This window comes from Candidatus Phycosocius spiralis (assembly GCF_030158815.1).
Classification (GTDB): Bacteria; Pseudomonadota; Alphaproteobacteria; order Caulobacterales; family Aquidulcibacteraceae; genus Aquidulcibacter; species Aquidulcibacter spiralis.
The window spans coordinates 88,414-113,033 of the sequence record NZ_BPFZ01000001.1 but is presented as its reverse complement, the minus strand read 5'-3'; the positions used below and the strand labels follow the sequence as shown (position 1 = coordinate 113,033).

At 51.8% G+C, this 24,620-nt stretch carries 23 protein-coding genes, 2 tRNA genes and 1 other RNA gene; 8 read left to right on the top strand and 18 right to left on the bottom strand.

Annotation, left to right across the window (positions count from 1 at the left end; genetic code table 11):
• Positions 1–178: 178 nt before the first annotated feature.
• Positions 179–1,279: a septal ring lytic transglycosylase RlpA family protein gene (locus PsB1_RS00550; protein ID WP_284358420.1), complete on the bottom strand. Its 1,101-nt coding sequence runs from the start codon at positions 1,277–1,279 to the stop codon at positions 179–181.
• 189 nt (positions 1,280–1,468) lie between these two features.
• Here PsB1_RS00550 and PsB1_RS00545 point away from each other — a divergent pair.
• Positions 1,469–1,558, top strand: a tRNA-Ser gene (locus PsB1_RS00545).
• A gap of 368 nt (positions 1,559–1,926) precedes the next feature.
• On the opposite strand, the gene PsB1_RS00540 is transcribed toward PsB1_RS00545, so the two are convergent.
• The 7 genes from PsB1_RS00540 to PsB1_RS00510 form a co-directional block, all read right to left on the bottom strand.
• The gene (locus PsB1_RS00540) at positions 1,927–2,226 is read right to left on the bottom strand and encodes a Tn3 family transposase (protein WP_284358642.1); all 300 of its coding nucleotides are present in this window, start codon (positions 2,224–2,226) and stop codon (positions 1,927–1,929) included.
• A gap of 369 nt (positions 2,227–2,595) precedes the next feature.
• Positions 2,596–2,787 carry a hypothetical protein gene (locus PsB1_RS00535; RefSeq protein WP_284358419.1) on the bottom strand — a complete coding sequence of 64 codons (192 nt, stop codon included), beginning with the start codon at positions 2,785–2,787 and terminating at the stop codon, positions 2,596–2,598.
• 116 nt (positions 2,788–2,903) lie between these two features.
• Positions 2,904–3,425, bottom strand: a complete 522-nt coding sequence (locus tag PsB1_RS00530) for an EVE domain-containing protein (protein WP_284358418.1) — start codon at positions 3,423–3,425, stop codon at positions 2,904–2,906.
• On the bottom strand, positions 3,422–3,796 hold the full coding sequence (locus tag PsB1_RS00525; RefSeq protein WP_284358417.1) for a VOC family protein: 375 nt from the start codon (positions 3,794–3,796) through the stop codon (positions 3,422–3,424). Before PsB1_RS00525 ends, PsB1_RS00530 begins: the two co-directional genes overlap by 4 nt.
• A 52-nt stretch (positions 3,797–3,848) precedes the next feature.
• Entirely contained in the window at positions 3,849–4,559 is a 711-nt protein-coding gene (locus PsB1_RS00520; protein ID WP_284358416.1) for a helix-turn-helix transcriptional regulator, read from the bottom strand.
• 446 nt (positions 4,560–5,005) lie between these two features.
• Positions 5,006–6,427, bottom strand: coding sequence for a DUF1254 domain-containing protein (locus PsB1_RS00515; protein WP_284358415.1), 1,422 nt, complete (start codon positions 6,425–6,427; stop codon positions 5,006–5,008).
• Positions 6,428–6,595: 168 nt separating this feature from the next.
• Positions 6,596–8,053, bottom strand: coding sequence for a hypothetical protein (locus PsB1_RS00510; protein ID WP_284358413.1), 1,458 nt, complete (start codon positions 8,051–8,053; stop codon positions 6,596–6,598).
• 327 nt (positions 8,054–8,380) lie between these two features.
• Here PsB1_RS00510 and PsB1_RS00505 point away from each other — a divergent pair, with 327 nt between their 5' ends.
• The gene (locus PsB1_RS00505) at positions 8,381–8,629 is read left to right on the top strand and encodes a hypothetical protein (protein ID WP_284358412.1); all 249 of its coding nucleotides are present in this window, start codon (positions 8,381–8,383) and stop codon (positions 8,627–8,629) included.
• 539 nt (positions 8,630–9,168) lie between these two features.
• Here PsB1_RS00505 and PsB1_RS00500 read toward each other — a convergent pair.
• The 3 genes from PsB1_RS00500 to PsB1_RS00490 all read right to left on the bottom strand — a co-directional run bounded on the left by PsB1_RS00500 (position 9,169) and on the right by PsB1_RS00490 (position 12,852).
• A complete protein-coding gene (locus tag PsB1_RS00500; protein WP_284358411.1) occupies positions 9,169–10,560 on the bottom strand; it encodes an FAD/NAD(P)-binding protein in 1,392 nt (463 codons plus the stop codon).
• A gap of 601 nt (positions 10,561–11,161) precedes the next feature.
• Positions 11,162–12,433 carry a Y-family DNA polymerase gene (locus PsB1_RS00495; RefSeq protein WP_284358409.1) on the bottom strand — a complete coding sequence of 424 codons (1,272 nt, stop codon included), beginning with the start codon at positions 12,431–12,433 and terminating at the stop codon, positions 11,162–11,164.
• Complete coding sequence (locus tag PsB1_RS00490; RefSeq protein ID WP_284358408.1) at positions 12,433–12,852, bottom strand: LexA family protein; 420 nt, start codon at positions 12,850–12,852, stop codon at positions 12,433–12,435. The genes PsB1_RS00495 and PsB1_RS00490 overlap by 1 nt, the downstream gene beginning before the upstream one ends.
• A 430-nt stretch (positions 12,853–13,282) precedes the next feature.
• Between PsB1_RS00490 and PsB1_RS00485 the strand changes: the two genes are divergently transcribed.
• Positions 13,283–14,365, top strand: a complete 1,083-nt coding sequence (locus tag PsB1_RS00485; protein ID WP_284358407.1) for a calcium:cation antiporter — start codon at positions 13,283–13,285, stop codon at positions 14,363–14,365.
• Here the strand turns inward: PsB1_RS00485 and PsB1_RS00480 are convergent.
• From PsB1_RS00480 to PsB1_RS00470, 3 genes are all read right to left on the bottom strand, one after another.
• On the bottom strand, positions 14,346–14,492 hold the full coding sequence (locus tag PsB1_RS00480) for a hypothetical protein (protein WP_284358406.1): 147 nt from the start codon (positions 14,490–14,492) through the stop codon (positions 14,346–14,348). The genes PsB1_RS00485 and PsB1_RS00480 overlap by 20 nt on opposite strands.
• Positions 14,493–14,909: 417 nt before the next feature.
• Positions 14,910–16,082 (bottom strand): isovaleryl-CoA dehydrogenase, encoded by a 1,173-nt coding sequence (locus tag PsB1_RS00475; RefSeq protein WP_284358405.1) that lies wholly within the window; start codon positions 16,080–16,082, stop codon positions 14,910–14,912.
• Between the two features lie 59 nt (positions 16,083–16,141).
• Positions 16,142–17,188: a lysozyme gene (locus PsB1_RS00470; RefSeq protein ID WP_284358404.1), complete on the bottom strand. Its 1,047-nt coding sequence runs from the start codon at positions 17,186–17,188 to the stop codon at positions 16,142–16,144.
• Between the two features lie 212 nt (positions 17,189–17,400).
• Here PsB1_RS00470 and PsB1_RS00465 point away from each other — a divergent pair, with 212 nt between their 5' ends.
• Complete coding sequence (locus PsB1_RS00465) at positions 17,401–18,315, top strand: peptidylprolyl isomerase (RefSeq protein WP_284358403.1); 915 nt, start codon at positions 17,401–17,403, stop codon at positions 18,313–18,315.
• On the opposite strand, the gene mgtE is transcribed toward PsB1_RS00465, so the two are convergent.
• The 3 genes from mgtE to PsB1_RS00450 form a co-directional block, all read right to left on the bottom strand.
• A complete protein-coding gene (mgtE, locus tag PsB1_RS00460) occupies positions 18,305–19,690 on the bottom strand; it encodes a magnesium transporter (protein ID WP_284358402.1) in 1,386 nt (461 codons plus the stop codon). The two genes, PsB1_RS00465 and mgtE, sit on opposite strands and share 11 nt — an antisense overlap.
• A 93-nt stretch (positions 19,691–19,783) precedes the next feature.
• A tRNA-Leu gene (locus tag PsB1_RS00455) sits at positions 19,784–19,868 on the bottom strand.
• Between the two features lie 118 nt (positions 19,869–19,986).
• A complete protein-coding gene (locus PsB1_RS00450) occupies positions 19,987–20,259 on the bottom strand; it encodes a FliM/FliN family flagellar motor switch protein (RefSeq protein ID WP_284358401.1) in 273 nt (90 codons plus the stop codon).
• A 31-nt stretch (positions 20,260–20,290) separates the two neighbouring features.
• On the opposite strand from PsB1_RS00450, the gene lipB reads away from it, so the two are divergent.
• The 4 genes from lipB to rnpB all read left to right on the top strand — a co-directional run bounded on the left by lipB (position 20,291) and on the right by rnpB (position 23,327).
• Positions 20,291–21,004, top strand: coding sequence for a lipoyl(octanoyl) transferase LipB (lipB, locus tag PsB1_RS00445; protein WP_284358400.1), 714 nt, complete (start codon positions 20,291–20,293; stop codon positions 21,002–21,004).
• A gap of 103 nt (positions 21,005–21,107) precedes the next feature.
• Positions 21,108–21,995 carry a DMT family transporter gene (locus tag PsB1_RS00440; RefSeq protein WP_284358399.1) on the top strand — a complete coding sequence of 296 codons (888 nt, stop codon included), beginning with the start codon at positions 21,108–21,110 and terminating at the stop codon, positions 21,993–21,995.
• Between the two features lie 8 nt (positions 21,996–22,003).
• Entirely contained in the window at positions 22,004–22,873 is an 870-nt protein-coding gene (locus PsB1_RS00435) for a peptidoglycan recognition protein family protein (RefSeq protein WP_284358398.1), read from the top strand.
• 24 nt (positions 22,874–22,897) lie between these two features.
• Positions 22,898–23,327, top strand: an RNA gene (gene rnpB, locus PsB1_RS00430) — RNase P RNA component class A.
• Positions 23,328–23,377: 50 nt separating this feature from the next.
• On the opposite strand, the gene PsB1_RS00425 is transcribed toward rnpB, so the two are convergent.
• Positions 23,378–24,568: an acyl-CoA dehydrogenase family protein gene (locus PsB1_RS00425; RefSeq protein ID WP_284358397.1), complete on the bottom strand. Its 1,191-nt coding sequence runs from the start codon at positions 24,566–24,568 to the stop codon at positions 23,378–23,380.
• Positions 24,569–24,620 lie beyond the last annotated feature (52 nt).

Below are 24,620 nucleotides of genomic sequence, written 5' to 3'. Positions count from 1 at the left end.
TATGTTCCAGTTAGAGTATCGGCTGGCGGCAGGCAAGTTTCGGCGAGGTCTAAAGGGAACCCATATATCTGGTCCGTATGTATTGGGATAACAATGATGTAACCAGCCATATGCCGAGAACACTCTAAGGATCGAAGGCACGGCTTGCACAATGTGAACCTACTTCTCTGTGAGACCTCTAATCGATTGAAGCCATCACATGGGCACCACCTAAGCCAAAAGTTGAGATTGTCTGGGCTGTTTGACGAGCTTCTTCAGGGTTCATTACTGGTCCAATCACCAGCCTATACAAGGTGATGCCATCTTTATTTTGGCTCTTTACAATACTTGCTGACCCTATACCGCCCAGTTGGCTGAGCGCGCGCTGCGCATTAGAGCGACTTAAAAAGGCCCCTGCTTGCACATATAGAGCTCGAGATGCCCGGTTGGTTGCTTGAGTGACTTCTCCAAGTGCCATGGGTTTAGATGATTTTTTCTCCTCGCTGGCTGGCGACAGTGTGGCAAGACTAACCAGCGGTTTTGGATCGGCTGGGCCAACGTAACGCACCCGCACTTGGGTTGAGCCTTGATCTTGGAACCCCAATAAATAAGCACCGCGGGCAGATAGATCTATCAACCGATTGCCAACAAACGGACCACGATCATTGACCCGCACAATCATGGATCGTCCATTGGCCAGATTGGTGACTTCAACAAGACTGGGGATTGGTAATGTTGGATGGGCAGCGGAGACAACATTCATATCAAACACTTCCCCATTGGCAGTTGTTCGGCCGTGAAAATCACGACCATACCATGAAGCAGTCCCAATCTCATTATAATCGGGCTCATGGGCGGGAATATACCAAGTACCATTGGCCTGATAAGGCGCACCGATTTTTTGAAAATCCTGGACATCCATTGGCCGTACAGATGGGGCTAGAGGAGGCTCAGAGGCAGCAATGGTGATCGGCGAGTGTGGATGTAGGCTTGGATTGTCTACAATGCCCATTCCCGCTTTCGCGGCGGACTGTGTGCTGAAGGATGTTGATTTGGTACTAGGACGTCGGGCAATCAGAGACGTACGATCAGGTGAGGCAGCTTCGTTATTAACTACGTTGGCCATGGTGTTAGACAAGGTGGCGCGTTCTTGCGATGCCGCCAGCACAGGCTGGTTACATACACCAGAAAAAAACAACACAAGACCAGCAAAACTTCGCATAATACCTAAACCTGATCTTTCTTTATGCCTACGCACAATCGGAGCTTCAAAGGGTTTGATCACCATATTCTGAATCATGCTTTGTCCCACCTGAGTTCAATGCAGTAGTTTTTGCAGACTCTTGTCGTACGCCAGTTGATCCGAAGACCTAATGCACTTTAGAAGCAAAGTTTGAAATGAATGCTTGGATTTTAGATCAACTTTTATCTAATTTCCGATTTTCTCACCCGATTTCGTGCTCGATTTCGACTGGACATTTCAAAATGCGGACAGGTGGCCGAGTGGTTTAAGGCAGCGGTCTTGAAAACCGCCGTAGGTGAAAGTCTACCGTGGGTTCGAATCCCACCCTGTCCGCCATTATTTTCATATAAAAACAAAGCACTTACTAGATCAGACTGTGACTATCCAGTTACCTATAACACCGTATTGGTGGCATCGCAGAGTCTGTTCGTAAACGCACGCTAAGCCTCAAAATGACGGGATTTCGTACCTAGCGAACGAAAACCGTCCTCCGGCAATTTCATGTCGCTCCAGAGATAGTCGCCTGTCAGGCCGATGTGCTCTCAGCCAAGTTGTGCGGCGTGGTTGACCAGCTTATCGTCAATGTCACGGCCCTGATACCGGAGATGTTCGGCGGCCCGGCCAAGATAGACCCTATTCTACAGGAGGATCCCCGCGGATACTTGATTGAGGCCCGAGGTCCGGTGACGCTGATTTTCAAATGTTTAATCGCGCAGTTCGTCGAGCCGGTTAAAGATAACGGCGCGGGCTAGGGCGTTTCGGGCTTCACCCTTGTTAAGATTGGCGTTGGTGCGGCGGCGCAGATCAATGTCGTCAAGCCAGTCCAGCATGAACAACGACCGCTCGATCCGCCCGATTTCCTGCAAAGCCGGTGATAGGGAATTTTGCTGGGAATACCCTGCCAGCTTCTTCAGTATGACTAAGGCGTTGACCGTCCCGGTGCGGATCGAAGCCGCCAGATGCAAATCCTCTTTCCAGTCGTCCTCAATGGCTTTCACATTGATGGAGCTGCCGATCAGTTACTCCAGAGGAGCATATACAGCCGCAGGCATCAGGGTGTTGAGTTGTCTCTAGCTGAGATCACGAATGCGCGGCGCGAACAAAAATCCAATCAGAAGGCACTACCCGAACACATGATCGACAGCGCCTGCGGAGTCGGTTGCATGTTAATCGATGTCAAGTTGGCTCTTGTAGTCGAGCAGGCCGTCGATGACGTGGGCCGCTCACCGCTTTCTGGTTCACCTCGGCCACGCGGGCATTGAGCCTTTGCCGCCGTTCACCAAGCCAGGGTGCGAACGAAACATCATCCGCAACCGGAACAGTCCGCTCGGCCAGCATCTCCTCGAAGGCGGGCTTGGGGAGAAGTCAATCGCTCAAGGTTCTATAGGCCCGGCTACCTTCGAACCAGATCGCCCCCAAGGCCAGTCGCTGGCGCAAATAGCAAAGCTGTACGTCGAAGCCGATCCGGTTGGCAGGCCACCACCAACGGCTGACTGATCTTCGCGATTTTCGTCGGCCTCGCCGAGTTCGAGTGCACCGCGCAGGCTTGGGATAAGTGCGGGCACGCGGTCGACAAGGCGGGCGTCCGTTCAAGATGACGCCCGCCAAACTGCGCTTCTCCCAGGCGGCGATGGGCAAACCAGAGACGATAGTCGCCGAACTATGCGCCAAACTCGGCCTTTTACGACAGACCCTCTGCCGACACGTCACGCCAAAGGGGGAGATCAGGCTCGACGGCGACAAGCTCCTGACGCGAAAGTGGCGTAGATCCCGTGACGTCTGCCAACATCGCCGTGGCGATCAGCGCAGCATCCTCGCCGGTGATATCAAATAGGCCGAACCGGAACCGATATCCCCAGTTCGTCCCCTTCGCGGTGAATGCGAGCCGGCCGATCAACGGCCTGATCGGAGTTGCATGTGCGGCATGCCATTGCACCTTGCGCCGCCAAGGCTTGAATCCTGGTGTTATCTCGACCTGATAAGGCATTGTGTCGATGACTGTGCCGATCGCGGTGAACGCCTGGAGACGATCCTTTCCGCCGAAACGCGACACGGGCGAGTAGTAGATGACCTGATCGCCGGGCGTGATCCGTCGGAGGGGTGCCGCCTTACCATGACAGACCTGCATGATGCCGAGCGTTTGGCCGAGCAAAACATGCTCGGCCGAAGCAACGGCGATCCAGTGTCGCGCCGCGTTGCTCATATTTCCTCCGCGACCGTATAGACGCGCAGCCGGTGTCCATCCGGATCGAGCGCGACGAAGCTGCGTCCGAAGTCGAGATCGGTCGGCGGAAATGCGATGGTTGCGCCTTTGGCTTGCCAATCCGCATGTGTGCTGTCGATCTCCGCGGTGCCTTGCACCTTGAAACCGATCTCGCTTCCGCCCCCTCCGGCGGCCGGTGCCGGTTGCACGCGTTCCTTTTCCCACAGGCCGAGTGCCAGTCCGGAGGGCAAAATGAATAGCGCGAACGTTGGGCTGGCATCGACCGGCTCGATGCCAAACAGATCAGTGTAGAAGCTCGCGCTTGCCAATGGGGCGGCGACATAGAGGAAAATGGTATTGGTGTCGGTCATGAAGATGCTCCAATCCAGAAATGGATTGAGCGGATACTACACCGGCATGCTGTCAGTTTCCGGCAGTAGGTTTCGACGTTCCGATGATACCTTCGGCCTCACGCCATTCCTTCAGCAGAGCTTGTCGATGCTTGGGATAGCGCGTTTCGATCGGCGTAGCAGAGACAATCCGGTCGCTGCGAAAATGGCGAAAGCCTTGCCGCAGCTCGCACCAACCCAGCAACACCCGTACGTTGTCAAAGAATGCGAGCGCGAATGGCCAGATGATGCGCTCCGACGCCGCGCCGCTGCCATCACGATAGACCAGCGCCAACTTGCGTTCGGTACGAATTGCCCTGCGCAACAACTCCGGATCGACGCCGTCAGTTGGAACCTCCACACCTGGCCCGATCAGCAACGCCGATGTGTCGAGTTCGTCGCGAAGATTGGCCGGTAGTACAGCTGCGATCCGTGCCAGCGCGCTCCGCGCCGCATCGCGCAACGGATCATCGGTGCGACCAGCGACCCATCGCGAGCCGAGTACAAGCGCCTCGATCTCCTCCGGCGTGAACATGAGCGGCGGCAATAGAAATCCGGGCTTCAAGACATAACCGACACCTGCCTCTCCTTCGATTGCGGCTCCCAAGGCCTGAAGGCTGGCGATATCCCGGTAAAGCGTTCGGATGCTAACGCCGATCTCATCTGCCAGCTTCTTCCCGCTGATGGGGCGGCGATGGCTGCGCAACACATGTAACAAATCGAAGAGACGTTCGGAGCGCGACATGCGCTACATGTATAACCTTTCCCGCCTGCCAGAAAGTGCCAGTCGCCATGCAGTCAACCTTGCGACAAGCTTAGCGAACGTTTACGACCAGATTCTGCGATGCCCCCAGGTATGGCGAAGGGAATGCAACACAACATCGTCAATAGGCGTCCCGATCTCTTTCATCCGTTCCAGCGCCTCCAAGGTCAAGGAAGACAGCAATGCGCAAGGCTGACCGCTTCCACCACGTCCGCCGCAAGCCACTGTTCTGGGGCATGGCGATGCTGGTCTGCTTTCACTTCATCATCTGCCTTTGATCCTCGAAAGGACATCCCATGATCTACCTAAGCAGTTTCCGCTATCGCGTCACTGAAATCATCCTGTACTGCGCTGACACCGGCCCAGAATGGATAGCGGGGCTAACCTCAGCTGAGTGAGCAACGGTGGGGCACATCAAACAGGATGGGCTAAACGCGCATGACAGGCGGCGGAGCCCACTTGCCATCCATGACTTCTTTCCTTGGCGCGTAAAGACGCAATGCCAGTTTGAACTTGCCGGAACCGGGAGCCGGAAGCCAATTTGCCTCCTTATCAGGACCTGGAGATTCGTTTTGGACATAGATGGACAGTGACCCGTCGCTGCCAAACGTCATCGCGCTGCGATCGCCAAGCGCATTGCGGTTGATCGGGTTCGCCACGAGGTAGCCGTCGATATCGTACATCGTGACCGACCAGAATGCGTTGACGGGCGGGATTTCGGATTTGGCGAAATGCAGGATGTATTTGTTGGCACCGTCCAGCGGTACACCATCGCCGTCTGTCTGCGCAAGCGGATAGACTGCATCCTCGGCCAAATTGCCGCCCACCCCGAAGAAGGTCCAATATGCCCGATATGGGTAATTGGTGCCGTAACGCCCCATGTCGAGGGTGATGACCCAACCGTTCACCTTCTTGCCGGGTACCGTTTCGCGCATCTGCTTCACGCCAGCCGCAACGCCTTCCTCGATGGCCTTGAGGACTTCGGGGCTGAACTCGGCCGTGCTGAATGCAGCCCCCGGCGTTATGCCGAGTTGGGCGATGCGCGCCATAAATGTTGGATCTGCCGGTTCGGGTGGGTTGTCGACTAATAAAGCGTTCAGGCGCCCAAAAAACGCGACAGACGTCATGCCCAGGACTTGTTCCGGAACAGGGGTCTTGCTGTCAACGCCCGACTTGAGGGGCACATCATCCGGCGGTGCATAGGGCTTGCCCCACGCATGAAGCGGTATCAGCTTGTACTTATCTTGCAACACATGCACCGCAGAATAATCGTCCTTGTCTGCCGTGTAGGTGCGGCCGCCTACCATTGCGATACTGGTGGGCATGCGTAACTCGGTCAAACCCGGGGGAAGGGTGCCTTGCCAGTCCGGTCCGACGATGGCGAAATCTCCGCCTTTACCGCCAACCGTGCGCGAGCCCGGAGCATGGGAAACGTTGTTCCATCCATCGACCAACTGCATCACCCAGTACCTGGTGCCCATGTTAGGCACGGTCAACACGATTGGCTCCTGCGACAAGTCCAGTGACGCCAGCGAATAAAGTGTGTCGACATTGAAGCCGACAACCAGTCTGTTTGTAGGATCTGGAAACTCCCGATAATGCACAAATTGGTTGATCGGTGCGGCCGACCCTTCCGGTTTCAAAACATGAGTCAGGACATCGACTTGGGTCGCAATGTAGACCAGTGGTACACCAAACAGCCAGGCTTCCTGAGCGAGAGAGCGCGCGACTTCTGGCGTCAGTGTGGCCTTGTTGTGGGCTTCAACGGTGGAGGCAACCAGCGGCACCAGCGAAGCGCTCGCCAACAGGATGGCTTCACGTTTGGTTAGCTTAACGTCTGTCTGTTTCATGATCTTCTCTTCGCCAGGCTATAGAACCAGTTCACCAAATTCGTTCTGCAATTCATTGGTCATGATCTTGCCTTCGCTTGAACAAAACCATCTACGGGCTAGATCTTACGATCATGCGCAATGGATCATTCAATACGCTCGATGGCGTTGTCGATCTCTACGCCGCCTTCAATGAGGCTTGTCCAGTTCGCCGCCCACCTCGCAGGGGTCGCCGAGGCACCGGAGCAGGAAGTTTCTAGCGCGGTTCGCACGTTGCTCGCGGCGCTCCTGTGCGGAAACCCACGCCGTGGTCGCGGGAAGCTCTTTCCGCAGGTCTGCGAGCTTGACGACTTTCGCGGTTTGCACGGCGTTCTGCAGGGTTGGCGCGACTGGTTTGGTGAGCGTTTGCCAACGCACTCCAACGCTCCCGTAAGGAATGCCGCCGACGTCGATCCAGTTGTAAACGCCCGGGTCCTTTCGTGCGAAGACGAAGGTGATGGATCCATCCGGGTTTTTCTTTGACTGATAGTTGTTCAGGCTACTGGTTCCGAAGACATGTTCCGGGCTGACGAGGAAGGGCCGGTACGAACTGACACTGAGATACTCTGCGCCCATCATGTTCAGGGTGACGATTAACGCTTCGTCCTCTTTGATGTTGAACACGAACGGCGACAGAAAGCCGAGCGCCTGATCGGGTCCCACAGGCTCGTCAGTGGTCAGTTTCTGATTGCCCTCTTCGAGCCAGCGAACGCGGGGTGCGCCTAGCTGGTTCTCGGCCATTTTTCCAAAACCGACGCTAATGTTGGTTGAGCCGAATGTCCCGGCGGCGATATAGGCGGCGGTTTCTGCCGCCAGATCGTTGATCGTCTTTTTCGGGGGAGGATTCCCTCTCGTGCGCCTAACAGAAAGGCGAACCGCAGGGAGAGTTTCGTCTCCCCGAATCTCTCGAACCAGTACTTGCTTTGCCCCCGGCTTCAATTGCAAATGCGTAGGACGACCGTTGGCCAGTTCGGGACCGACGGTCAGGGTTATCGAGCCGTCTGGATTGCGCGGCGTCGCCTCAGTGATAGTCAGGGTCCCCAACGGCACATCGTTGCGAGGATCAGTGCCGTCGTGAATCAGCCAATTGTAGAGCATGAATGACAGTTGCGAAGGCAGGACTTTACCCGGAAGCACCGTGATCTCATAACTTGACGTTTCGTCGACCCTCACCGCCCTATAAAACGTATCCACGTTGTCAGCGTACCAACGCGAGCCTGGAAGGCTGTAACCGTGCCACCGACGCGGTGCCGCATAAAGCCATACAAATGTCGGATCGGACACCCCGCCCATGGCTGCATTGAGAGCCGCGAAGGTTGCCGCCTCCTCAACCGCTGACCTCGCGTAGCGCATGGCGTCGGGTTTAGATGCGATGGCACTGGCCGCATATGTTGCGATGCCTTTCTCAATTGCCTCCTTGACTTGTGCCGTCTCCAGAATTTGAAGCGCGAGGCGCTCAACTTTTTGAGTGCGTATGCCATTAGCATCGCTATCGGACGGAAACGACTGCTGTGTAGTTTGGCTAAAAACCGCCAGAGGGCAAGTGATGGCAAGCGCTGTAGCAACGGCCCCTGCGGACAAGAGAATCAACCGCTTTGTGAATGTCATGCCAACTCCTCATTACCATTTCCTGATTGTGCCTCGTTATAATCCTCCCCGATATCCAAGCCACTGCTTCCATCTTGCAGCACCGCATGTCTCAAAATAACGGCAAGAAGACCGACCGCGCCAAGATTGCCAACGCTGCGGCCTCCTGATACTCTGATTACCCTAAGAATTCAGTTACTCTATGAATTCATTGCTTCCATTATCGGCTTGCGCCCATAACAACACTGCCTTGCATAAAAAGCATTTTAGTTGATTTTGTCAAGAGTCGCTGCAATCGGTACCATCTTGTTTATCGTCTTGATCAAGACTGGATCATAGGAGGCCGGTATGGCATTGGACTCTTTGCGTCAGATAGACATCATCAGCGCGCTTGCCGGCCACGGTAAATTTCAGAAGGCTTCCAAGGCCTTGGAAATAGCACAACGGTCTCTTTCACGATCATTGAGTGCGGTCGCGGGTCTCATCAATATTGTGGCGGTAAGCGATGCGGTCTCGGCGATCATGTCTGAACAAATCCAGTCGAAGTTGGAACGAGGGCAACTCCATTTGCTGTCGCTACCACTGCCGCATTTTTGACTGAACTACGACTTCATCTGGCACCGCTGAAGGGCACTCTCACCTGCCGTACTGGTTTTCATGGACCTGGTGCGCAAGATAGAACGGACGATCCCAGAGTAGTCAATGAGACCGGGAGAATTGATTTCCTTGCTGATCGCGAACGCGGCAGAGCTACTGCGTGGAGCTAAGTTCCACATGATCCGGCAGAGAAAGTTCGAGAGAAGACCAAGGGACCGCATGTAAGTTTTACACTGCATCCGATTGCGGGTTGTGAAAAAAAACATCGTGTGCCTGTCGAACGAGTTCGCCTCCAAGCCCATTCGCAAGTAAGTAAGGCCTTGGCCATCATTGGCGACAAGTTACGACCCATCTTATCGATCTCAATACGATAGACCAGAAAGATTGGACTGCAGGCCCATCCCTTCCGCCAGTACTTACGATTGAGAGGGCAATTGCTACTTGTTTAACTACTCTAAATGCCAGCCAGATTTGAGTTTGAGTATGCGATAAGATCGATTTTGATCCTGCGTTTGCTAGACCATTTCGATTGTTAGAATTCAATCGATCGCAGATGAGCCATTTTCTTGGCAATTCATATGTCGTGAAACCTTGACTGGGTGATTTGGTTTAAGAAGTGCCTCAAGACTTTGGTGTACTTGAGTCCGCACCTCCGGTGCACCTGTTGTTTCGATTAAATCGCCTATCCGGGCAGCGCCGACGACATGGATTGGGGCAAGCCCAAGTGGGGTTACTCGATGCGATTTATCCCCCGCAATGCCATAGCCAAGACCGGATGTATTAAAGTGACCATCCCGCAAAGCTTGGCCAAAAAAGGAGTTCATGTTCATGTTTATGCGCGCGAAGCCGCGCGCGTCAACAACCCAGTCAGGCTTGATAATTCCACCAGAGCCGATCAATTGGACACAAACATGACCATCGTTATCAAAATGAAGTCGAGTAAAGCTTTTAATGATTTCAAGCCGACCGTGGTCGATTGCTGTTTCTACTTGCCTTAGCACATCGGGGGGTAAGCGGTTGCGATGGGCGGTCCACATGCCGCTCAAATGCCTCAGCGCTAAGCGTCGTTCAATCGTCGTCCAATCATGCCAGATTATGTTAGACTGGTCGCGCAGTGCATTCATCACAGCCTGCCATGGTACCCTGCTTGCGGCAGTGCGGATGGTTTTTAACACTTCTAATGGGCAACCCTTGAATTGCACGTCCAGTCTTTCTCGTGCTGCTGCGTCATGAGCCAAGGGTAAGCGTCCATCACGCGAGATCATGGTAAGCTTTGTCACCTCAGGCTCTGCCAGCGCACTGATTGCTGCATCAATACCAGATAGCCCAGTGCCGATTATAACCACCTGACCGCAAGCACCCTTAAGACATTGCAATCCATGTGGCCATATGGGCGAGATGAGCTTTTCATGCCTTAGGCCTGTTTCAGAGATTAAAGTTGGGCCCATACAAACCAACACAGCAGCGCATGAATGGTTGGTGCCTGCATCGTCAACAATGGTGACAAACCGATCGGTCAGTTCAAGGATAGAAATTGCGCTTTGCTGAATCACATGAACTTCTACACCCTTTAGGGTCAGCAGTTTAAGATTTTCATGCCATTTGGATTGCAAGAAAGCGCCATACTCCGCACGCGGTACAAAATCTGACAGTTTCTTTGTTGGCGATTGAGCTGAAAGCCAATGTGTAAAGCCATCTGGCTCATCCAATAAAAGACCCATATTCCAATGTGCTGAGTTCAGCAAATGAGTAGGATCTTGAGCACCATAAGCCAGTCCGCAACCATAGAAATTGTCCGCGCCGTCTGCCGGTGTCCGTGATCCAATCATGACAGCTACGCGCATTGCTTTAGGAGCCAGTCGCGCCAGCCAAGCCAATGCCGAGCAAGCTCCAAAGCCGCCACCAATAATCAGTAGATCATGCACAGGCACTCTTGGATCCAACTTGCCCCTTATCTCATTCTATAGGACCCTTTGCTCTGAGCTAGACCTAAAGCGCAAGGCTTTGGGTGCAGATTTGCAATTCATCCATGTTCCCGTTTCATCTATTCAATCGGTGACCCAGTTGGTGAGCTTTAGCCAGCGACATGCTACCATTTTGCTGCCTTGATTGTTATTTTCGTGAGCGAGCAAAGACCTGGCACCTTGACTTGCTCAGCCATGCGTCTGGCAGGGACTAGCTCAGCCGTCTTGGCATCCACCAAACCCAATGCGCCAAATGATCCAGCCCGTTTTGCTTGTACTCGCAACAGATCCATTCTGCAGACCTAGTTCAGCGTATCCATCGTCTGAAGTTAAGGCTTGGCGCTACGCGCCAGTTCCTATCTAGGTGCAAGCTACATGTGTGACGTGCAGCGCGGTTGGGTAACGCCGATCGCCCTTATCGATCGAGCTTTACGTTCTGATTCAGCGACGAATATCTTTCCCCGCCAAGACATTCATCCTTGACGCGTATCGCCCTGACGGGCCATTCGCCCTCTTATTATAGCGATCAAGATTTCAAACCAAACATTTAAGCTCATTATCTTTGAAACTACATCATCCGAACAGCGGGAATTTCGGCCCATTTGGTTGTAAAGCGGGGTGAAACATGCGCCTGTTGCATCTGCCATGCTGCATTTTTTGAGGCGAAACCCATCCGCGCCGCGCCGCGGCCATAGCGCGTATTGATGTGATCGACGGCTTTCATGAGGCTATCGTTGGGTGTTTCGATCACATCCAATAGTGATGGTGCTATTTGGTCGGGTGCGCTTAGATCGAACAGATGCACACCAGCCTTTCTCCAGCCATAACCATCCTGCCAAATTCGGTCGAATATCTGTGTTACAGCGGTGGCAATAGCGCGGGTGTTGGAGGTGGGCCGATCCAATGTCGTCAAGCCAGATACCGACTTTTTGGGTACGTTCCGAGCGAACGGGTCGGTTTGGATGAACAGCTGTACCGCACCAGCAACTTGACCGGTTTTGCGTAGCTTTGCTGCTGCCTGCTCGGTAAAGCACGTGACAGCATCTTGGATCTGCATTTTATCGTAGATCGCTGTCCCAAACGTGCGCGTATAGCAGGTTGTCTGCTTTGGCGCCGGCTGATCCGCAAGCGCATGGCAAGCAATGCCACGTAATTCATGAACAGTACGCAGACCCACAACACCCATACATTGTCGCACCCAAGCATCAGGGGCATTGGCAAAATCATGGGCCGTGTGAATACCGCGCTCTTCAAGTTTTTGGGTCCAGCGGCGACCTATACCCCAGACATCGCCTATCGATGTTTCACGCAAGGCCGTATCAATTCTAATTGGGTCATCCATAAAATTCAGTACGCCGCTCTCTCTGACTGATTTTTTCGCCAAACGATTGGCCAGCTTCGCCAAAGTCTTGGTTGGTCCTATGCCAATCGACACTGGAATGCCGGTCCATTGCATAGTTTGGTGACGCAGATTTCGACACCATTGTGTAAGATTAGGAACGCTGAGCCGATCAAGATCGAGAAAGCATTCGTCGATGCTGTAGATTTCTTGGTTAGGCGCGCTTTCGCCCAGCACACGCATCACACGCTCAGAAATATCACCATAAAGCGCATAATTAGACGAGCAGACTGCAATGTCATGCGCCTTAATCAGCTGACGTATCTTGAATGCAGGGGTGCCCATGAGAATACCAAGCGACTTGGCTTCATCGGATCTGGCAATCACACATCCATCATTATTAGACAGGATCACAACTGGGCGACCACGCAGGTGGGGCTGGAACAGCCGCTCACAAGATGCATAAAAATTGTTGCAGTCAACCAATGCAAAAATAGCCATCAGCGTCCACAATGCTGGTGGATCGTATAGGTCACGACGCCCCAAAACGCGCAATCACCTTCACCGATCGGTATGGATGGATAATTCTTGTTCTCAGCCGCCAGATGCCACACGCCATCAGCCTTTTTCAGCCGCTTTACCGTAAGTTCACCATCGAGAATGGCAAGCACAATGTCACCTAATTGTGGGGTGACGCTGCGGTCAATAATCAAAAGATCACCATTGAAAATTCCTGCATCACGCATGGATTCCCCTGATGCGCGCACGAAAAATGTAGCCGCCGGTCGCCTGACCAGATGCTCATTCAAGTCAAGCTTGCCTTCAATATGGTCATCCGCAGGACTTGGGAAACCAGCTGATACATGCGTACTGAACAATAAGGTTTCGAGTTTGGGCGGCGAATTAACAAGGCGCAACACAACACAGCTCCGGTGAAATGAGAACATAATAAGAACATTTTAACGGCAACTTGTCAATCATGACCAATGTTTCAGGGCAAGAGCCCACGGTTTCAGTGACGACGTGCCAATTCATGGATTGGTTAAGTGAGCAAATTGCCTGCAAAGCCATGGTAGAAAGGAAAGTCAAGGGCAGCATTTAAGTTGTTTGATGCCGCGCAACTCCTATATGAAATCGTATCCCTAATGAGACAGAGCCAGATGAACTAAGAAAAAAGGCAAAATCGAACGCACATCCTCTAATCTGGTTCTGATCTGGAATACAGTTTGAAAACCGACGTTTATAAAATCAGAAGGCGTCGTTTAAAACTTCAGTCCAAAAAGTGGTTAAGGGTCTACACATGTATGGAAACAGATGATGGGATATGAATGATAAAAAACCCTCGCTTTTATGCCGTCTTGGACACTGATTGCACCACTGACGGGCTGGATATTCTTCGCCGTTTATTACGTAACGCAATCGCCCATCATTCTTGTAGGTCTTGGGTTGGCTTTATTTGTCTGCGTGCTCGCAGCGGTGCATCATGCTGAAGTCATCGCCCATAAGGTTGGTGAACCATTTGGTACGTTCCTGTTTGCAGTTGCCGTGACCATTATTGAAGTGGGGCTGATCGTATCGATCATGCTTGCTGGGGGCCCAGCTGCCGAAACCCTTGCCCGCGACACGGTAATGGCCGCTATTATGATTATTCTAAATGGGGTTATTGGAAGCTGCTTATTTTTGGGCGGGCTTCGTCATGGTGAACAAACCTATATGCAAACAGGGGTAAGTGCAGCATTGGCGACACTTGCAACCTTGTCGATAATCACACTGATCTTGCCTAACCATGTCACCACCCTACCTGGTCCAGTATTTGCTCCGGCCCAATTAGCATTTGTTGGAGTTGTCTCATTCGTCCTTTATGCCAGTTTTGTTATGATACAGACCATCCGCCACCGTGCTTACTTCATGTCCGATGATAAGCAGGTCATGAGAGATGAAACAATAGATGAAACAACAGATGTACCATTACCTTCAAATCGTTTGACTTTAACCAGCGGGGCATTCTTGATGATGTCGCTGGTTGCTATTGTTTGGATTGCAAAAACGCTGGCACCCACGGTGGAACTGATCGTGGCCAGTGCGGGTGCACCCAAAGCGATTGTTGGAGTCATCATCGCAGGTGTTGTTCTCTTACCCGAGGGTATTGCTGCTGTCCGTGCTGCACGCGCCAATCGCTTACAAACCAGCCTTAATCTTGCACTTGGTTCTGCACTTGCGACAATCGGCCTGACTATTCCTGTTGTTGCGGCGCTTGCGCTTATCTTTGACTGGAAATTGCTGCTTGGTGTCAATCAGACGAATATGGTGCTTTTAGTCTTAACCTTACTTGTCTCGACCCTTTCCCTCTCAACTGGTAGGACAACGATTATGCAAGGTGCCGTGCACTTGGTGTTATTTGCCGTATTCCTATTCATGCTTCTGGTTCCCTGAGCGCCAGCACGACAAGTTTAATTCGTTCAAGCTTGATCGAGATGTCCAGATCGACCAAAGCTGCCAAAGATTTAGGGCCTTTGTGAAAATTTTTCCCTTCACCTTCAGTGGCAGATCCAAATGCCATCTGTGTCTGACCTTACTGGATGATGAGTTTGGTGGTGATCTCGCTTGGCTTTTATACCTTTTCCCGCCAGCGATCGCCCACTAATCCGTTCACATCCCACCGGCTAAACCCACCAAAAGAGCGGCAAAAAGAGCGCTAAGAAAACGGCTTGACAATTTTTTTAGTAGTGTCGATATGGTTATGTAACTTAAAGTTATAGTTGTGACAAGCATGAGTAAAAGCCGACATGATCGCTTAGCGATGAAACGAGAAGGTAGAAAGAATGCCCATAATAAGAAAAAGGCAAGCATCTGATTTTAAAGCACAAATTGTTTTAGAGGCATTAAAGGGTGACCAAACAACATCCTGACAGCTTGCTGAAAGAGACAAATTGGCCCGCTACCCGATATCGGTGATTAAAGCACTAAAGACTTTCAACTAGCCCGTCTCACCGAACAATTCGCGACCAATCAACCAGCGGCGAATTTCACTTGTCCCGGCTCCAATTTCATAGAGCTTAGCATCGCGTAACAACCTGCCGGTTGGGTAATCATTGATATAGCCATTGCCCCCTAAGCATTGAATGGCCTCTAAAGCCATCCAAGTTGCTTTCTCAGCGGCATAGAGTATCGCACCGGCGGCATCCTTGCGTGTCGTCTGGCCACGGTCGCAGGCCTTTGCGACAGCATAGACATATGCGCGCGTTGTCGAAAGGGTCACATACATGTCGGCAATCTTGGCTTGCATCAGCTGGAACTCACCTATGGCTTGACCAAACTGTTTGCGTTCATGCAAATAAGGTAAGACGATATCGAGGCAAGCCTGCATGATCCCGATAGGCCCTGCGGCCAGAACCGCGCGCTCATAATCAAGGCCTGACATCAAAACCTGCGCACCCTTATTAAGTGGGCCCATCAAGTTTTCAGCGGGAACTTCACAATCTTCAAACACCAATTCACCAGTTGGAGATCCCCGCATACCCAATTTGTCGAGACTTTGGGCTACCGAAAATCCCTTAAAATCCTTTTCAATTAGAAAGGCACTAATCCCGCGAGAAGCGGCTTCGGGTTCGGTTTTGGCGTAAACGATTAAAGTGTCGGCATGCTTGGCATTGGTGATCCAGAATTTGCCGCCATTAAGAACATAACGATCGCCTTTTCTGTCCGCACGCAGGCGCATGGACATGACGTCTGACCCTGATCCGCTTTCAGACATTGCAAGCGAACCTACATGCGCGCCAGAGATCAATTTTGGCAGATATTTCGCCTTTTGTTCTGGCGTGCCCCAGCGCCGCAATTGATTGACGCAAAGATTCGAATGCGCGCCATAGGAAAGGCCAACAGAAGCAGAAGCGCGACTGATTTCTTCCATCGCCACAACATGCTCTAGATAACCAAAACCAGATCCGCCATCTTCCTCGCTTACCGTAATTCCCAGAAGGCCTAATTCCCCGAGTTGAGGCCATAAATCACGAGGAAACTCATCGGTTTTATCAATTTCGGCAGCGCGGGGCGCGATATGTATCGCTGCAAACCGCTCTATGGTTTCGCGGATGGCATCCGCACTCTCACCAAGGTCAAAATCAAGGCGGGGATAGGAATTTTTTAGCATAAGTTTTCATGCGCGAGGTTAATGTCGAGCGCAAGAGTGCAAATGGAATGCTAAGGCAGTTATTTCTCCTCAACCCCATCAACTTGGCTTCGCCCTAACGATAAGGCAGAGGTAACAAAGGTCACTAAGCCGATGCCGGCAACGATCAACGCTAGGGTTGCTTGCAAGCCTTGCACCACATGCAAAGGTTGAAAACTAATCGCCTTTACCGCCAAACCATACCAAATACTTCCACCCATCAAAGCTATGCTGAACACTAAAAGCATCAAAGCCAGTTTCTTACTCGGTACTGGTGACCACAAACCCTCTTGAACACCATCCTCACCAAACACAGTTTCGTCTAAATCAAGCGGCAATTGATTGGGTTCATTCATCAGGTCATCGGCCTGATCTGCTTTGGGTTGATGGGTCGAACTTGTGGTTTCGCGCACGACCGGATTGATTAGGCTTTCAGTTTGTATCATGACCCGCGGGGGGATTGCCACGGATGTTTCATTCATCATGTCTGGTTTGGTTAAACTGGGAGTAGTCTCATCAAGGCGCGGTTCTGGTGGTCTTTGCTCTGGTGGTCTTTGCTCTGGTGGTTGGACAATCAGCCCTGCCGAAGGATCAACCTGCGGACGCACAACGGAGCTTGGGGCCGCAGGACGTGGGCCAACGGGCTCTAAAAACATCGCCGCTTCGGCAGCACGACGTCGTACCAGCGCATCAATCACTATGATACGACCATTGACCTTAGCGCGCCGCCAAGCGTGCATCGCCAAAGCTGCCGCCACGGGTTGACCTTGATTGAGATAGCGCAGGACGTCAGACTTTGCGAAGTTAACCAAGCCGATGTTAAAAGCAAAAGAAACCAGTGCGTCAAACTCATTTTGAGACAATGGCATTAAGGCCGACTGTCGCACCGCATCTTCAATGGTTCGCAAATCCCAACGCAACAAATCCTCAGCCTCAGATCGCGATACCGACAAGCCTTCGCGCGCGGTCTTGACGTGACCAAAGCCAAGCGTCCACCGCCCATCAGGGGTTTTGGCCGCACGGGCACGGAAGCCTTCAAAACTGGCTATAAGGTCCAATGCGGCACGTGACGCAGTTAATCTGGACATAAGTCGTTCCAAAAAGAGACGGATTTCGCCTAGTGATACACTTCTTGCAGGATTGGGGCCGCCAATTGTTCCTGTCCCCCTCGACAAGGGCTATGGTTTCTTGCACCTTGTTTACCCTGATCGAAACACAAGGATGAGGCCTCATGCGCATACCATGCTGTTTGGGATATGACGATTTAGGAGCGAGGCTGAAGGCACTCATGATAGTTCTCATGGCATTGCCTGTGCCCGGTTTCACCCAATCTGCCCCCGCACCGGACAACGTTACCAAAGCATGGTCACAATTGACCACCGCAGAGTTGGTTGAGAGAGCTCCTGATACAGCCTGGGAAAACTTGGATCAAGGGCGCCTGCTATATCTTTTTTTTGCCAAAGATACCGCGCAAAGTATGCCAGCGCGTGTTATAATTTTGTTGGCCCCTGATTTTGCCCCAGACCATGTCGCCGCCTTACAGGAATTGGTCACAAAGGACTTTTTTAAAGGGCGCGAGATTGTGCGCAATCAGGACAATTATGTCGTTCAATGGGGCGATGGTGCGGCAGCTTTGGCGTTAGGGTATAAGGGTGCCAAGATGGCAAGCGAATTTGAGCAAAAAATCCATGCTCAATTTAAGGCCATCCTATTGAAAGACGGTGATGTCTATGCACCCAAAGTTGGGTTTTGGAAAAACTGGCCGGTTGCTTGGAGCCCGAAGGAAAACCGCTACTGGTTGCCCCATTGCTATGGCATGGTCGGAGCTGGTCGAGATGAAGCCGCTGATTCAGGCGGACCTGCAGAGCTTTATGCTGTAACAGGTCATAGCCCACGTGCCTTAGACCGCAATGTGACGCTGTTAGGCCGGGTGGTGGACGGTATGGACCAGCTGACCAGCTTACCGCGCGGCAGTGAACCCATGGGATTTTATAGTGGGTTACAGCAAAAGCCCAAAATCATCACCATGAAACTGGGTAGCGCTATGCCCATCGAACAACAAGTAGCACTCCAAGCCCTGCGAAGCGATCATCCCATCTATACAGAGGTGCTGGAAAGCCGCAGGAACCGTCGAGATAGCTGGACCAAATATAAAGCCGGCAAGCTTGAGATATGTAACGCCCCTCTGCCTGTTCGTAAAAACCCTATAAAATGATCAAAGTTGCAAGCCCTAAAAAGGCAACAAAGCCAACAAGGTCAGTTACAAAAGTTACCAACACGCCTGAAGATACCGCAGGGTCTTGGCCCGCGTGTTTGAGCGCCAATGGAATCAATATCCCGGCAAAACCTGCTATGGATAGATTGAGTAAAATCGCCAGCGCGATGGTGACAGCTAACAGCACGCTCTTAAACCATACGATCGCTACAGTGGATAAAAGCATCGCGAACACAGCTCCATTGACGATACCTGTACCAACTTCACGGGCAATGATTCGCGCGGAATTGCCGGGGGTAAGTTCACGCGCTGCTAAGGCACGCACCGCTACAGCCAAGGTTTGGGTACCGGCATTTCCACCCATGGAAGCCACCATAGGCATCATAACGGCCAAAGCCACAATTTTTTCAATTGAATGCTGAAAGGTGCTAATCAAAAACGAAGCCACAAGCGCTGTAACCAGATTGACGCATAACCATGGCAGACGCGACTTAACCGATGACCACACCGAATCGGCTGTTGAGGCATCCCGAACCCCGGCGAGTGCCAACAAATCTTCTTCGTTTTCTTCTTGTATCACCCGCACAATATCATCAACCGTGATCATCCCGGTTAAACGGCCCGCGCGATCGACCACCGGGGCGGAAATCAAATGATATTTCTGGAATGCATGGGCAACCACTTCTTGATCGGTTTCAGGATCAACAATGATTTCAGGGGCTTCCATCAAGTCTTTTAATAAGATGGTTCGCCGTGCGCGCATCAGTTTTGATACCGGTATCGCCCCGATCGGTGCCATGGTTGGATCGACCACATAAATATCAAAAAAGAGGTCTGGTAGGTCCTCACCCGTTTTACGCATGAAATCGATGGTTTGCCCAACATTCCAATGGAGTGGGGCGGCTACAAACTCCCGCTGCATCAATCGGCCAGCGGTTTCCTCATCAAACGACAAGGCCCCTTCAACCGCCACGCGCACATCATTGGAGGCTGCCGCCAGAACTTCCGCGCGATCTTCATCATCCAATTCTGCCACAATGGCGGCAGCATCATCGGTGTCTAAATCTTCAAGTTTTTGCGCCAATTTGGTGGCTGGAATGAACTCAAGAGCAAATTCACGCAATTCATCTTCAAGTTCGGCATAGACTTCAGCGTCTAAATCTTCCCCGATCAAGTTAAAGATGGTGCGCGCGGTTTCCTTGGGTGCATTTTGCAGAAGTTCCGCAATATCAGCGGGGTGCATTGGTAAAAGCAGACGGCGCAACAAAGGCCCGTCATGATCTCCAGCCGCACCAATGACTTTAACTGTTAACGACCGGTCAACACCATGTTCAGAATGTGTAGGGTCCGACCCTAGGGCTTGTAGATCGTCCATGACTGTCACTTTCCGTCATGTCTAAGGCCCATCTGTTAGTGTAACGACCTATCTCATCGCTGGCAGCAGAGATAAGCCAAATTGTCTTTCCTTTGGTGTGCCCAAGAGGACTCGAACCTCCACGGGTCTCCCCACTAGCACCTCAAGCTAGCGCGTCTACCAGTTCCGCCATGAGCACGTCCCAGAAAGAGCGCGCTTTTAGTAGAAGCCGACATTCTTGTGAAGCCCTTTTAAGCTGTCGAAACCAGTCGCCCGCAGTTCAAGGGTGTTATGAGGAGAGATTTCTTGGATAAGGATCATGGGCCTGCCAAATAATCAAAGACATCGGCTTCACCGACAATCTCAACCGATATGCGGTCATCATCAAGTTGGATATCGCCTCGCGCCACTGGGTGATTATTCACCAAGACCCAAACTGGATCATTGGGTGAAGCCGTTAAGGGAATCACAGCACCCCGACCCATGCGCAAAAGCTGATGCATCGGCAAGGTAGATCGCCCGACCAAGACCGAAATTTCGACCAAGACCTTTTCGATCTGCGAAGGAGGGTGTTCACTATCATCTGTCACTTGGCTACATTGGACCCTGGAGTGTTGGAACTTGGTTAACGCCGATAAAGATACTGCACAAAAAAGGATAATTGCTGTGATTGAGTGGGCGATCTCCTCCGAATTGGTGGATTATCAACAAGGTGTCGCCGTGATGGAAGCGCGCGCAGCCGCCATAGCCGCGAAAACTCAGAATCAGTTGGTTTGGCTTGTAGAACACCCTGCCCTTTATACAGCCGGAACCAGTGCCAAACCGGGTGACCTTTCTCCTAATGCCCTTTATCCAGTCTATAAGAGTGGTCGGGGCGGGCAATTCACCTATCATGGACCTGGACAACGTGTGGTTTATTTGATGTTGGATCTACGTGAACTAGGCCGTGATGTTCGCGCCTTTGTCCAATCTATAGAGCATTGGCTGATCGATGCACTCGATGCGTTCAATGTTAAGGGCGTTATACGCGATGGGCGCGTAGGTGTTTGGGTGGATCGTACCCTAATTGGTGGGCCCCGCCATGAAGATAAGATTGCGGCCATTGGCTTGCGGGTAAAAAAATGGATCTCCTTGCATGGAATTAGCTTGAATGTTGAACCTGATTTACACCATTTCGACGCAATTGTTCCTTGTGGAATTCGAGAACAGGGCTTAGGCGTCACCTCGCTGGTTGATCTGGGATTGCCAATTACGCTGGCTGAGGTGGATGAAGTACTCAGACAATCCTTCCAACGCCAATTTGGGCCGGTGCAAAGTGTTTCGCCGCCGATTTAGGCTTATCGATCAATAATGGCGCCCCGCTGTGGAATAATCAGCCACAGCATGGATTATCAGCTGTGCTGAAACTTGACCACCAGCCAACTTGGAACGAACAAATATGCGCTTGTATGACTTTATCCTTTTGTGTGCCTGCTGCTTAGCATGGGGAGTGAATCTTCCCCTAACGCGCTGGATGATTCAAGATGTACCACCCATTTTTCTTGCGGGTTTAAGATTTTTAGGCTTAGCCGTTTTGCTATCGCCATTCTTGCCTCCCGTCCCCAAGCAATTTGGTCTCGTATTGGCTATTGCTATGTGTATAGGCGGGGTTCATTTTGCTTTGCTGTTTTTGGGGCTTCGAGCCGCTCCAGCATCGGCAGTAACGATTGTTGGGCAAATTGGCCTGCCGATTATTACCGTGCTCTCTATCTTTTTTCTGCATGAAAAAGTGCGCTGGCGGCGCAGCTTAGGCATGTGCTTAGCTTTTGCGGGCGTGATCGCCATGTTGTACCAGCCAGGCAAGTTCAGTTTTGAGATCGGCCTTGTTTATGTAGCAGCAGCAGCCTTTGTCGGGGCGATAGGATCGATCTTGATGAAGCGCCTCCAGCCAATTCCCGCCCTAAACCTGCAAGCTTGGGTTGGATTAATGTCCATTATACCCCTTTTTGGCGTATCTTTCTTTACCGAGAATGGTCAACTTGAAGCTATAAGACAGGGCGATCTTCACTTGTGGGGTGGTATTGCTTTTTCCGTGATTTTTGTCTCCATTTTTGGCCATTCAGTCTATTATCAATTGGTCAAAAAATATGATATAACTTTGCTTGCCCCACTGACCTTGATGTCGCCGATTATCGCTGTAACAACTGGTATTTTCTTGCTGCATGAACCAGTTACGCTTAAACTCATTTTGGGTGGTGGCCTAACTTTGGCAGGCGTCTTCCTTGTCGCAGTGCGGGAAAATAAAACTTTACCCGATCATGCTGTCGCGCAAGTCAAAACCGGCTAGAAAAGCCGATGCTTGCCCGTTCAATTGCTTCACCTAAGCCACTGCAAAGCCGGATAAAGACCTTGACGCCGCTCACCATTCTGCAATCGCCATCACCCAATTTTGATGAAAGAACACGGCCCATCCGCTTGATTGTGCTCCATTATACAGGCATGCAAAGCGAACAATCAGCACTGCGGATTTTGACCGACCCGGCTCCTACCCGATCCGCTTATCAAGATGATTTGCCAAGGACACCCCAAAATACTGAATCTATCCCAGAATCGATGAGCCGGGTATCCAGCCATTATCTGGCACTACAGGACGGCACAATCCACCAACTCGTAGATGAATCGAAGCGGGCTTGGCACGCTGGCAAAGGCTTTTGGGATGGCGAGACTGATGTCAACTCAGCTTCAATCGGGATCGAGATCGCCAATGGCGGCCATGATTTTGGCTTACCAGAATTCGCAGAATCTCAAATTGTCGCAGTCATGCAATTGGTGAAGCATATCTTGCAGCGCCATGGCTTGGACAAGCACCATGTCATTGGCCATTCCGATGTAGCGCCAGCGCGGAAGCCTGATCCCGGTGAGAAATTTCCGTGGAAACGCTTTGCAGAAGCCGGTTTATCCATTTGGCCAGCCCCTGCCCTTGAAGATGGTGATCAGCGACCTTTGTTCGATGAAGCCGATCAGATGGATCATGGGATTGCTGCGGTTCAGACTGGGCTTGACACGATTGGGTATGGCATTCCTGTCAATGGCAGATTAGATGCTCATACACGTGCAGTTCTAACTGCCTTTCAGCGCCGGTTTCGACCAAATAAAGTGGATGGTATGATCGATATCGAAACCAAATCACTGGTTGGGCGTGTCGCTTCCATATTGCGTCCATAGGTCTATTGGTGCCATAAGGGCTGGTCAGGCGGTTGGGCGGCCGCTCTTGCAAGGCTTGAAAGGGCGCAAGAGAGGAAAGTCCGGGCTCCACACAAATATGGTGGCGGGTAATGCCCGCCGAGAGCGCACATAAGGTGCGGTTTTAGGGATAGCGCCACAGAGAACAGACCGCCTCAACCAGCTTGCTGGGACGGGGTAAGGGTGAAACGGTGGGGTAAGAGCCCACCGCTCTAACCGTAAGGAAGGAGGCATGGCAAGCCCCACCAGGAGCAAGACCGAATAGGGACACCAAGTCAGGGTTTACCTCTTGGGGTATGCATCCTGGCGGCTTGTTTGTGGGTTGGCGTGTCCGGGTAGGTCGCACGAGGCTATGTGTGAACATAGTCCCAGATGAATGGTCGCACATAGGGGATCACCCCTGGGACAGAACCCGGCTTATAGACCGTCTGACACATTCTTTCGATCATAATTTCCTATCCCTTATAGGCATAGGCACAATAGGCGCTAGAGACCAAGCACCATCTTGGCGATGATGTTGCGCTGAATTTCATTCGACCCGCCATAGATGGAGGTTTTGCGCGTATTAAAATAAGTTGGTGCGGTCCAATGGGCATAATCAGGCCCAACACCCATATTATCGCCATAGTCGCGGAAACCACGGACATAGGGGGCGGCATAGTTTCCGACCGCTTCCATCGCAAGCTCGGTCAAACGTTGTTGAATTTCTGTACCCTTGATCTTCAGGATGGAGGATTCAGGGCCCGGTCCTTCACCAGCCTGCTCGCGCGCCAAAGTCCGCAATTCTGTCATTTCAAGCGTGGTCAGGTCGATTTCAAGCTCGGCGATTTTACGCGCGAAGTCAGGGTCTTCAATCAGGCTAGCCCCGTCCATAGTCTCCGCGCGCGCTAATTCCTTCAAGCGCTTCACGCCAACTTTGGAGCGCGCCACACCAGCAATACCAGAGCGTTCGTGCGCTAACAGGAATTTCGCACATGTCCAACCCATATTCTCTTCTCCAACCAGATTGGAAACGGGTACACGGACATTTTCAAGCCAAACTTCATTGACTTCATGGCCGCCATCAATGGTAATAATGGGACGCACGGTGATCCCTGGTGTCTTCATATCGATCAACAAGAAAGAAATGCCTTCTTGTGGTTTACCATCAGCCTTCGTGCGCACCAGAAAGAAGCCCCAATCGGCATGTTGGGCCAAGGTCGTCCAAGTCTTTTGGCCATTGACAATATAGTTATCACCATCGCGCTCTGCTTTTGTTTTCAGGCTGGCAAGGTCAGAGCCAGCACCTGGTTCTGAATAACCTTGACACCACCATTCTTCCCCTTTTAGGATTGGCGGCAAGAAGCGGTCCTTTTGCGCTTGGTTACCAAATGTATAGATAACTGGGCCGACCATATTGATGCCAAATGGCAAGATCGGTATGGTTTGCGCGCGTGCTAATTCTTCGCTAAATATGTAGCGCTGTGTGGGCCCCCAGCCGGGGCCGCCATATTGGGTCGGCCAAGCTGGTGCGGACCAGCCACGGGCCCCTAAAATACGATGCCATTCAAGAAAATCTTCCTTGCCCAAATCATCGCGATCGGCAATTGCACGTAAACGAGAGGGATAATTTGTTGCGATAAAAGTTCGAATTGTGTCACGAAAGGCGATATCTTCATCGGTAAAAGCAAGGTTCATTGAACACTCCCGTTTGGGGGTACCTTATTTATTTGGCACCTCCCCCCATTCG

Bases quoted from the DNA above. Each gene is read 5' to 3' on its own strand.
- PsB1_RS00475 (WP_284358405.1), bottom strand. From the start codon at position 16,082: ATGCTAAAAAATTCCTATCCCCGCCTTGATTTTGACCTTGGTGAGAGT.
- PsB1_RS00525 (WP_284358417.1), bottom strand. From the start codon at position 3,796: ATGACCGACACCAATACCATTTTCCTCTATGTCGCCGCCCCATTGGCA.
- PsB1_RS00530 (WP_284358418.1), bottom strand. From the start codon at position 3,425: ATGAGCAACGCGGCGCGACACTGGATCGCCGTTGCTTCGGCCGAGCAT.
- PsB1_RS00495 (WP_284358409.1), bottom strand. From the start codon at position 12,433: ATGGCTATTTTTGCATTGGTTGACTGCAACAATTTTTATGCATCTTGT.
- PsB1_RS00550 (WP_284358420.1), bottom strand. From the start codon at position 1,279: ATGATTCAGAATATGGTGATCAAACCCTTTGAAGCTCCGATTGTGCGT.
- PsB1_RS00510 (WP_284358413.1), bottom strand. From the start codon at position 8,053: ATGACATTCACAAAGCGGTTGATTCTCTTGTCCGCAGGGGCCGTTGCT.
- PsB1_RS00480 (WP_284358406.1), bottom strand. From the start codon at position 14,492: ATGGCATTTGGATCTGCCACTGAAGGTGAAGGGAAAAATTTTCACAAA.
- PsB1_RS00505 (WP_284358412.1), top strand. From the start codon at position 8,381: ATGGCATTGGACTCTTTGCGTCAGATAGACATCATCAGCGCGCTTGCC.
- PsB1_RS00520 (WP_284358416.1), bottom strand. From the start codon at position 4,559: ATGTCGCGCTCCGAACGTCTCTTCGATTTGTTACATGTGTTGCGCAGC.
- PsB1_RS00425 (WP_284358397.1), bottom strand. From the start codon at position 24,568: ATGAACCTTGCTTTTACCGATGAAGATATCGCCTTTCGTGACACAATT.
- PsB1_RS00485 (WP_284358407.1), top strand. From the start codon at position 13,283: ATGCCGTCTTGGACACTGATTGCACCACTGACGGGCTGGATATTCTTC.
- PsB1_RS00465 (WP_284358403.1), top strand. From the start codon at position 17,401: ATGGCATTGCCTGTGCCCGGTTTCACCCAATCTGCCCCCGCACCGGAC.
- PsB1_RS00470 (WP_284358404.1), bottom strand. From the start codon at position 17,188: ATGTCCAGATTAACTGCGTCACGTGCCGCATTGGACCTTATAGCCAGT.
- PsB1_RS00440 (WP_284358399.1), top strand. From the start codon at position 21,108: ATGCGCTTGTATGACTTTATCCTTTTGTGTGCCTGCTGCTTAGCATGG.
- PsB1_RS00515 (WP_284358415.1), bottom strand. From the start codon at position 6,427: ATGAAACAGACAGACGTTAAGCTAACCAAACGTGAAGCCATCCTGTTG.
- PsB1_RS00435 (WP_284358398.1), top strand. From the start codon at position 22,004: ATGCTTGCCCGTTCAATTGCTTCACCTAAGCCACTGCAAAGCCGGATA.
- mgtE (WP_284358402.1), bottom strand. From the start codon at position 19,690: ATGGACGATCTACAAGCCCTAGGGTCGGACCCTACACATTCTGAACAT.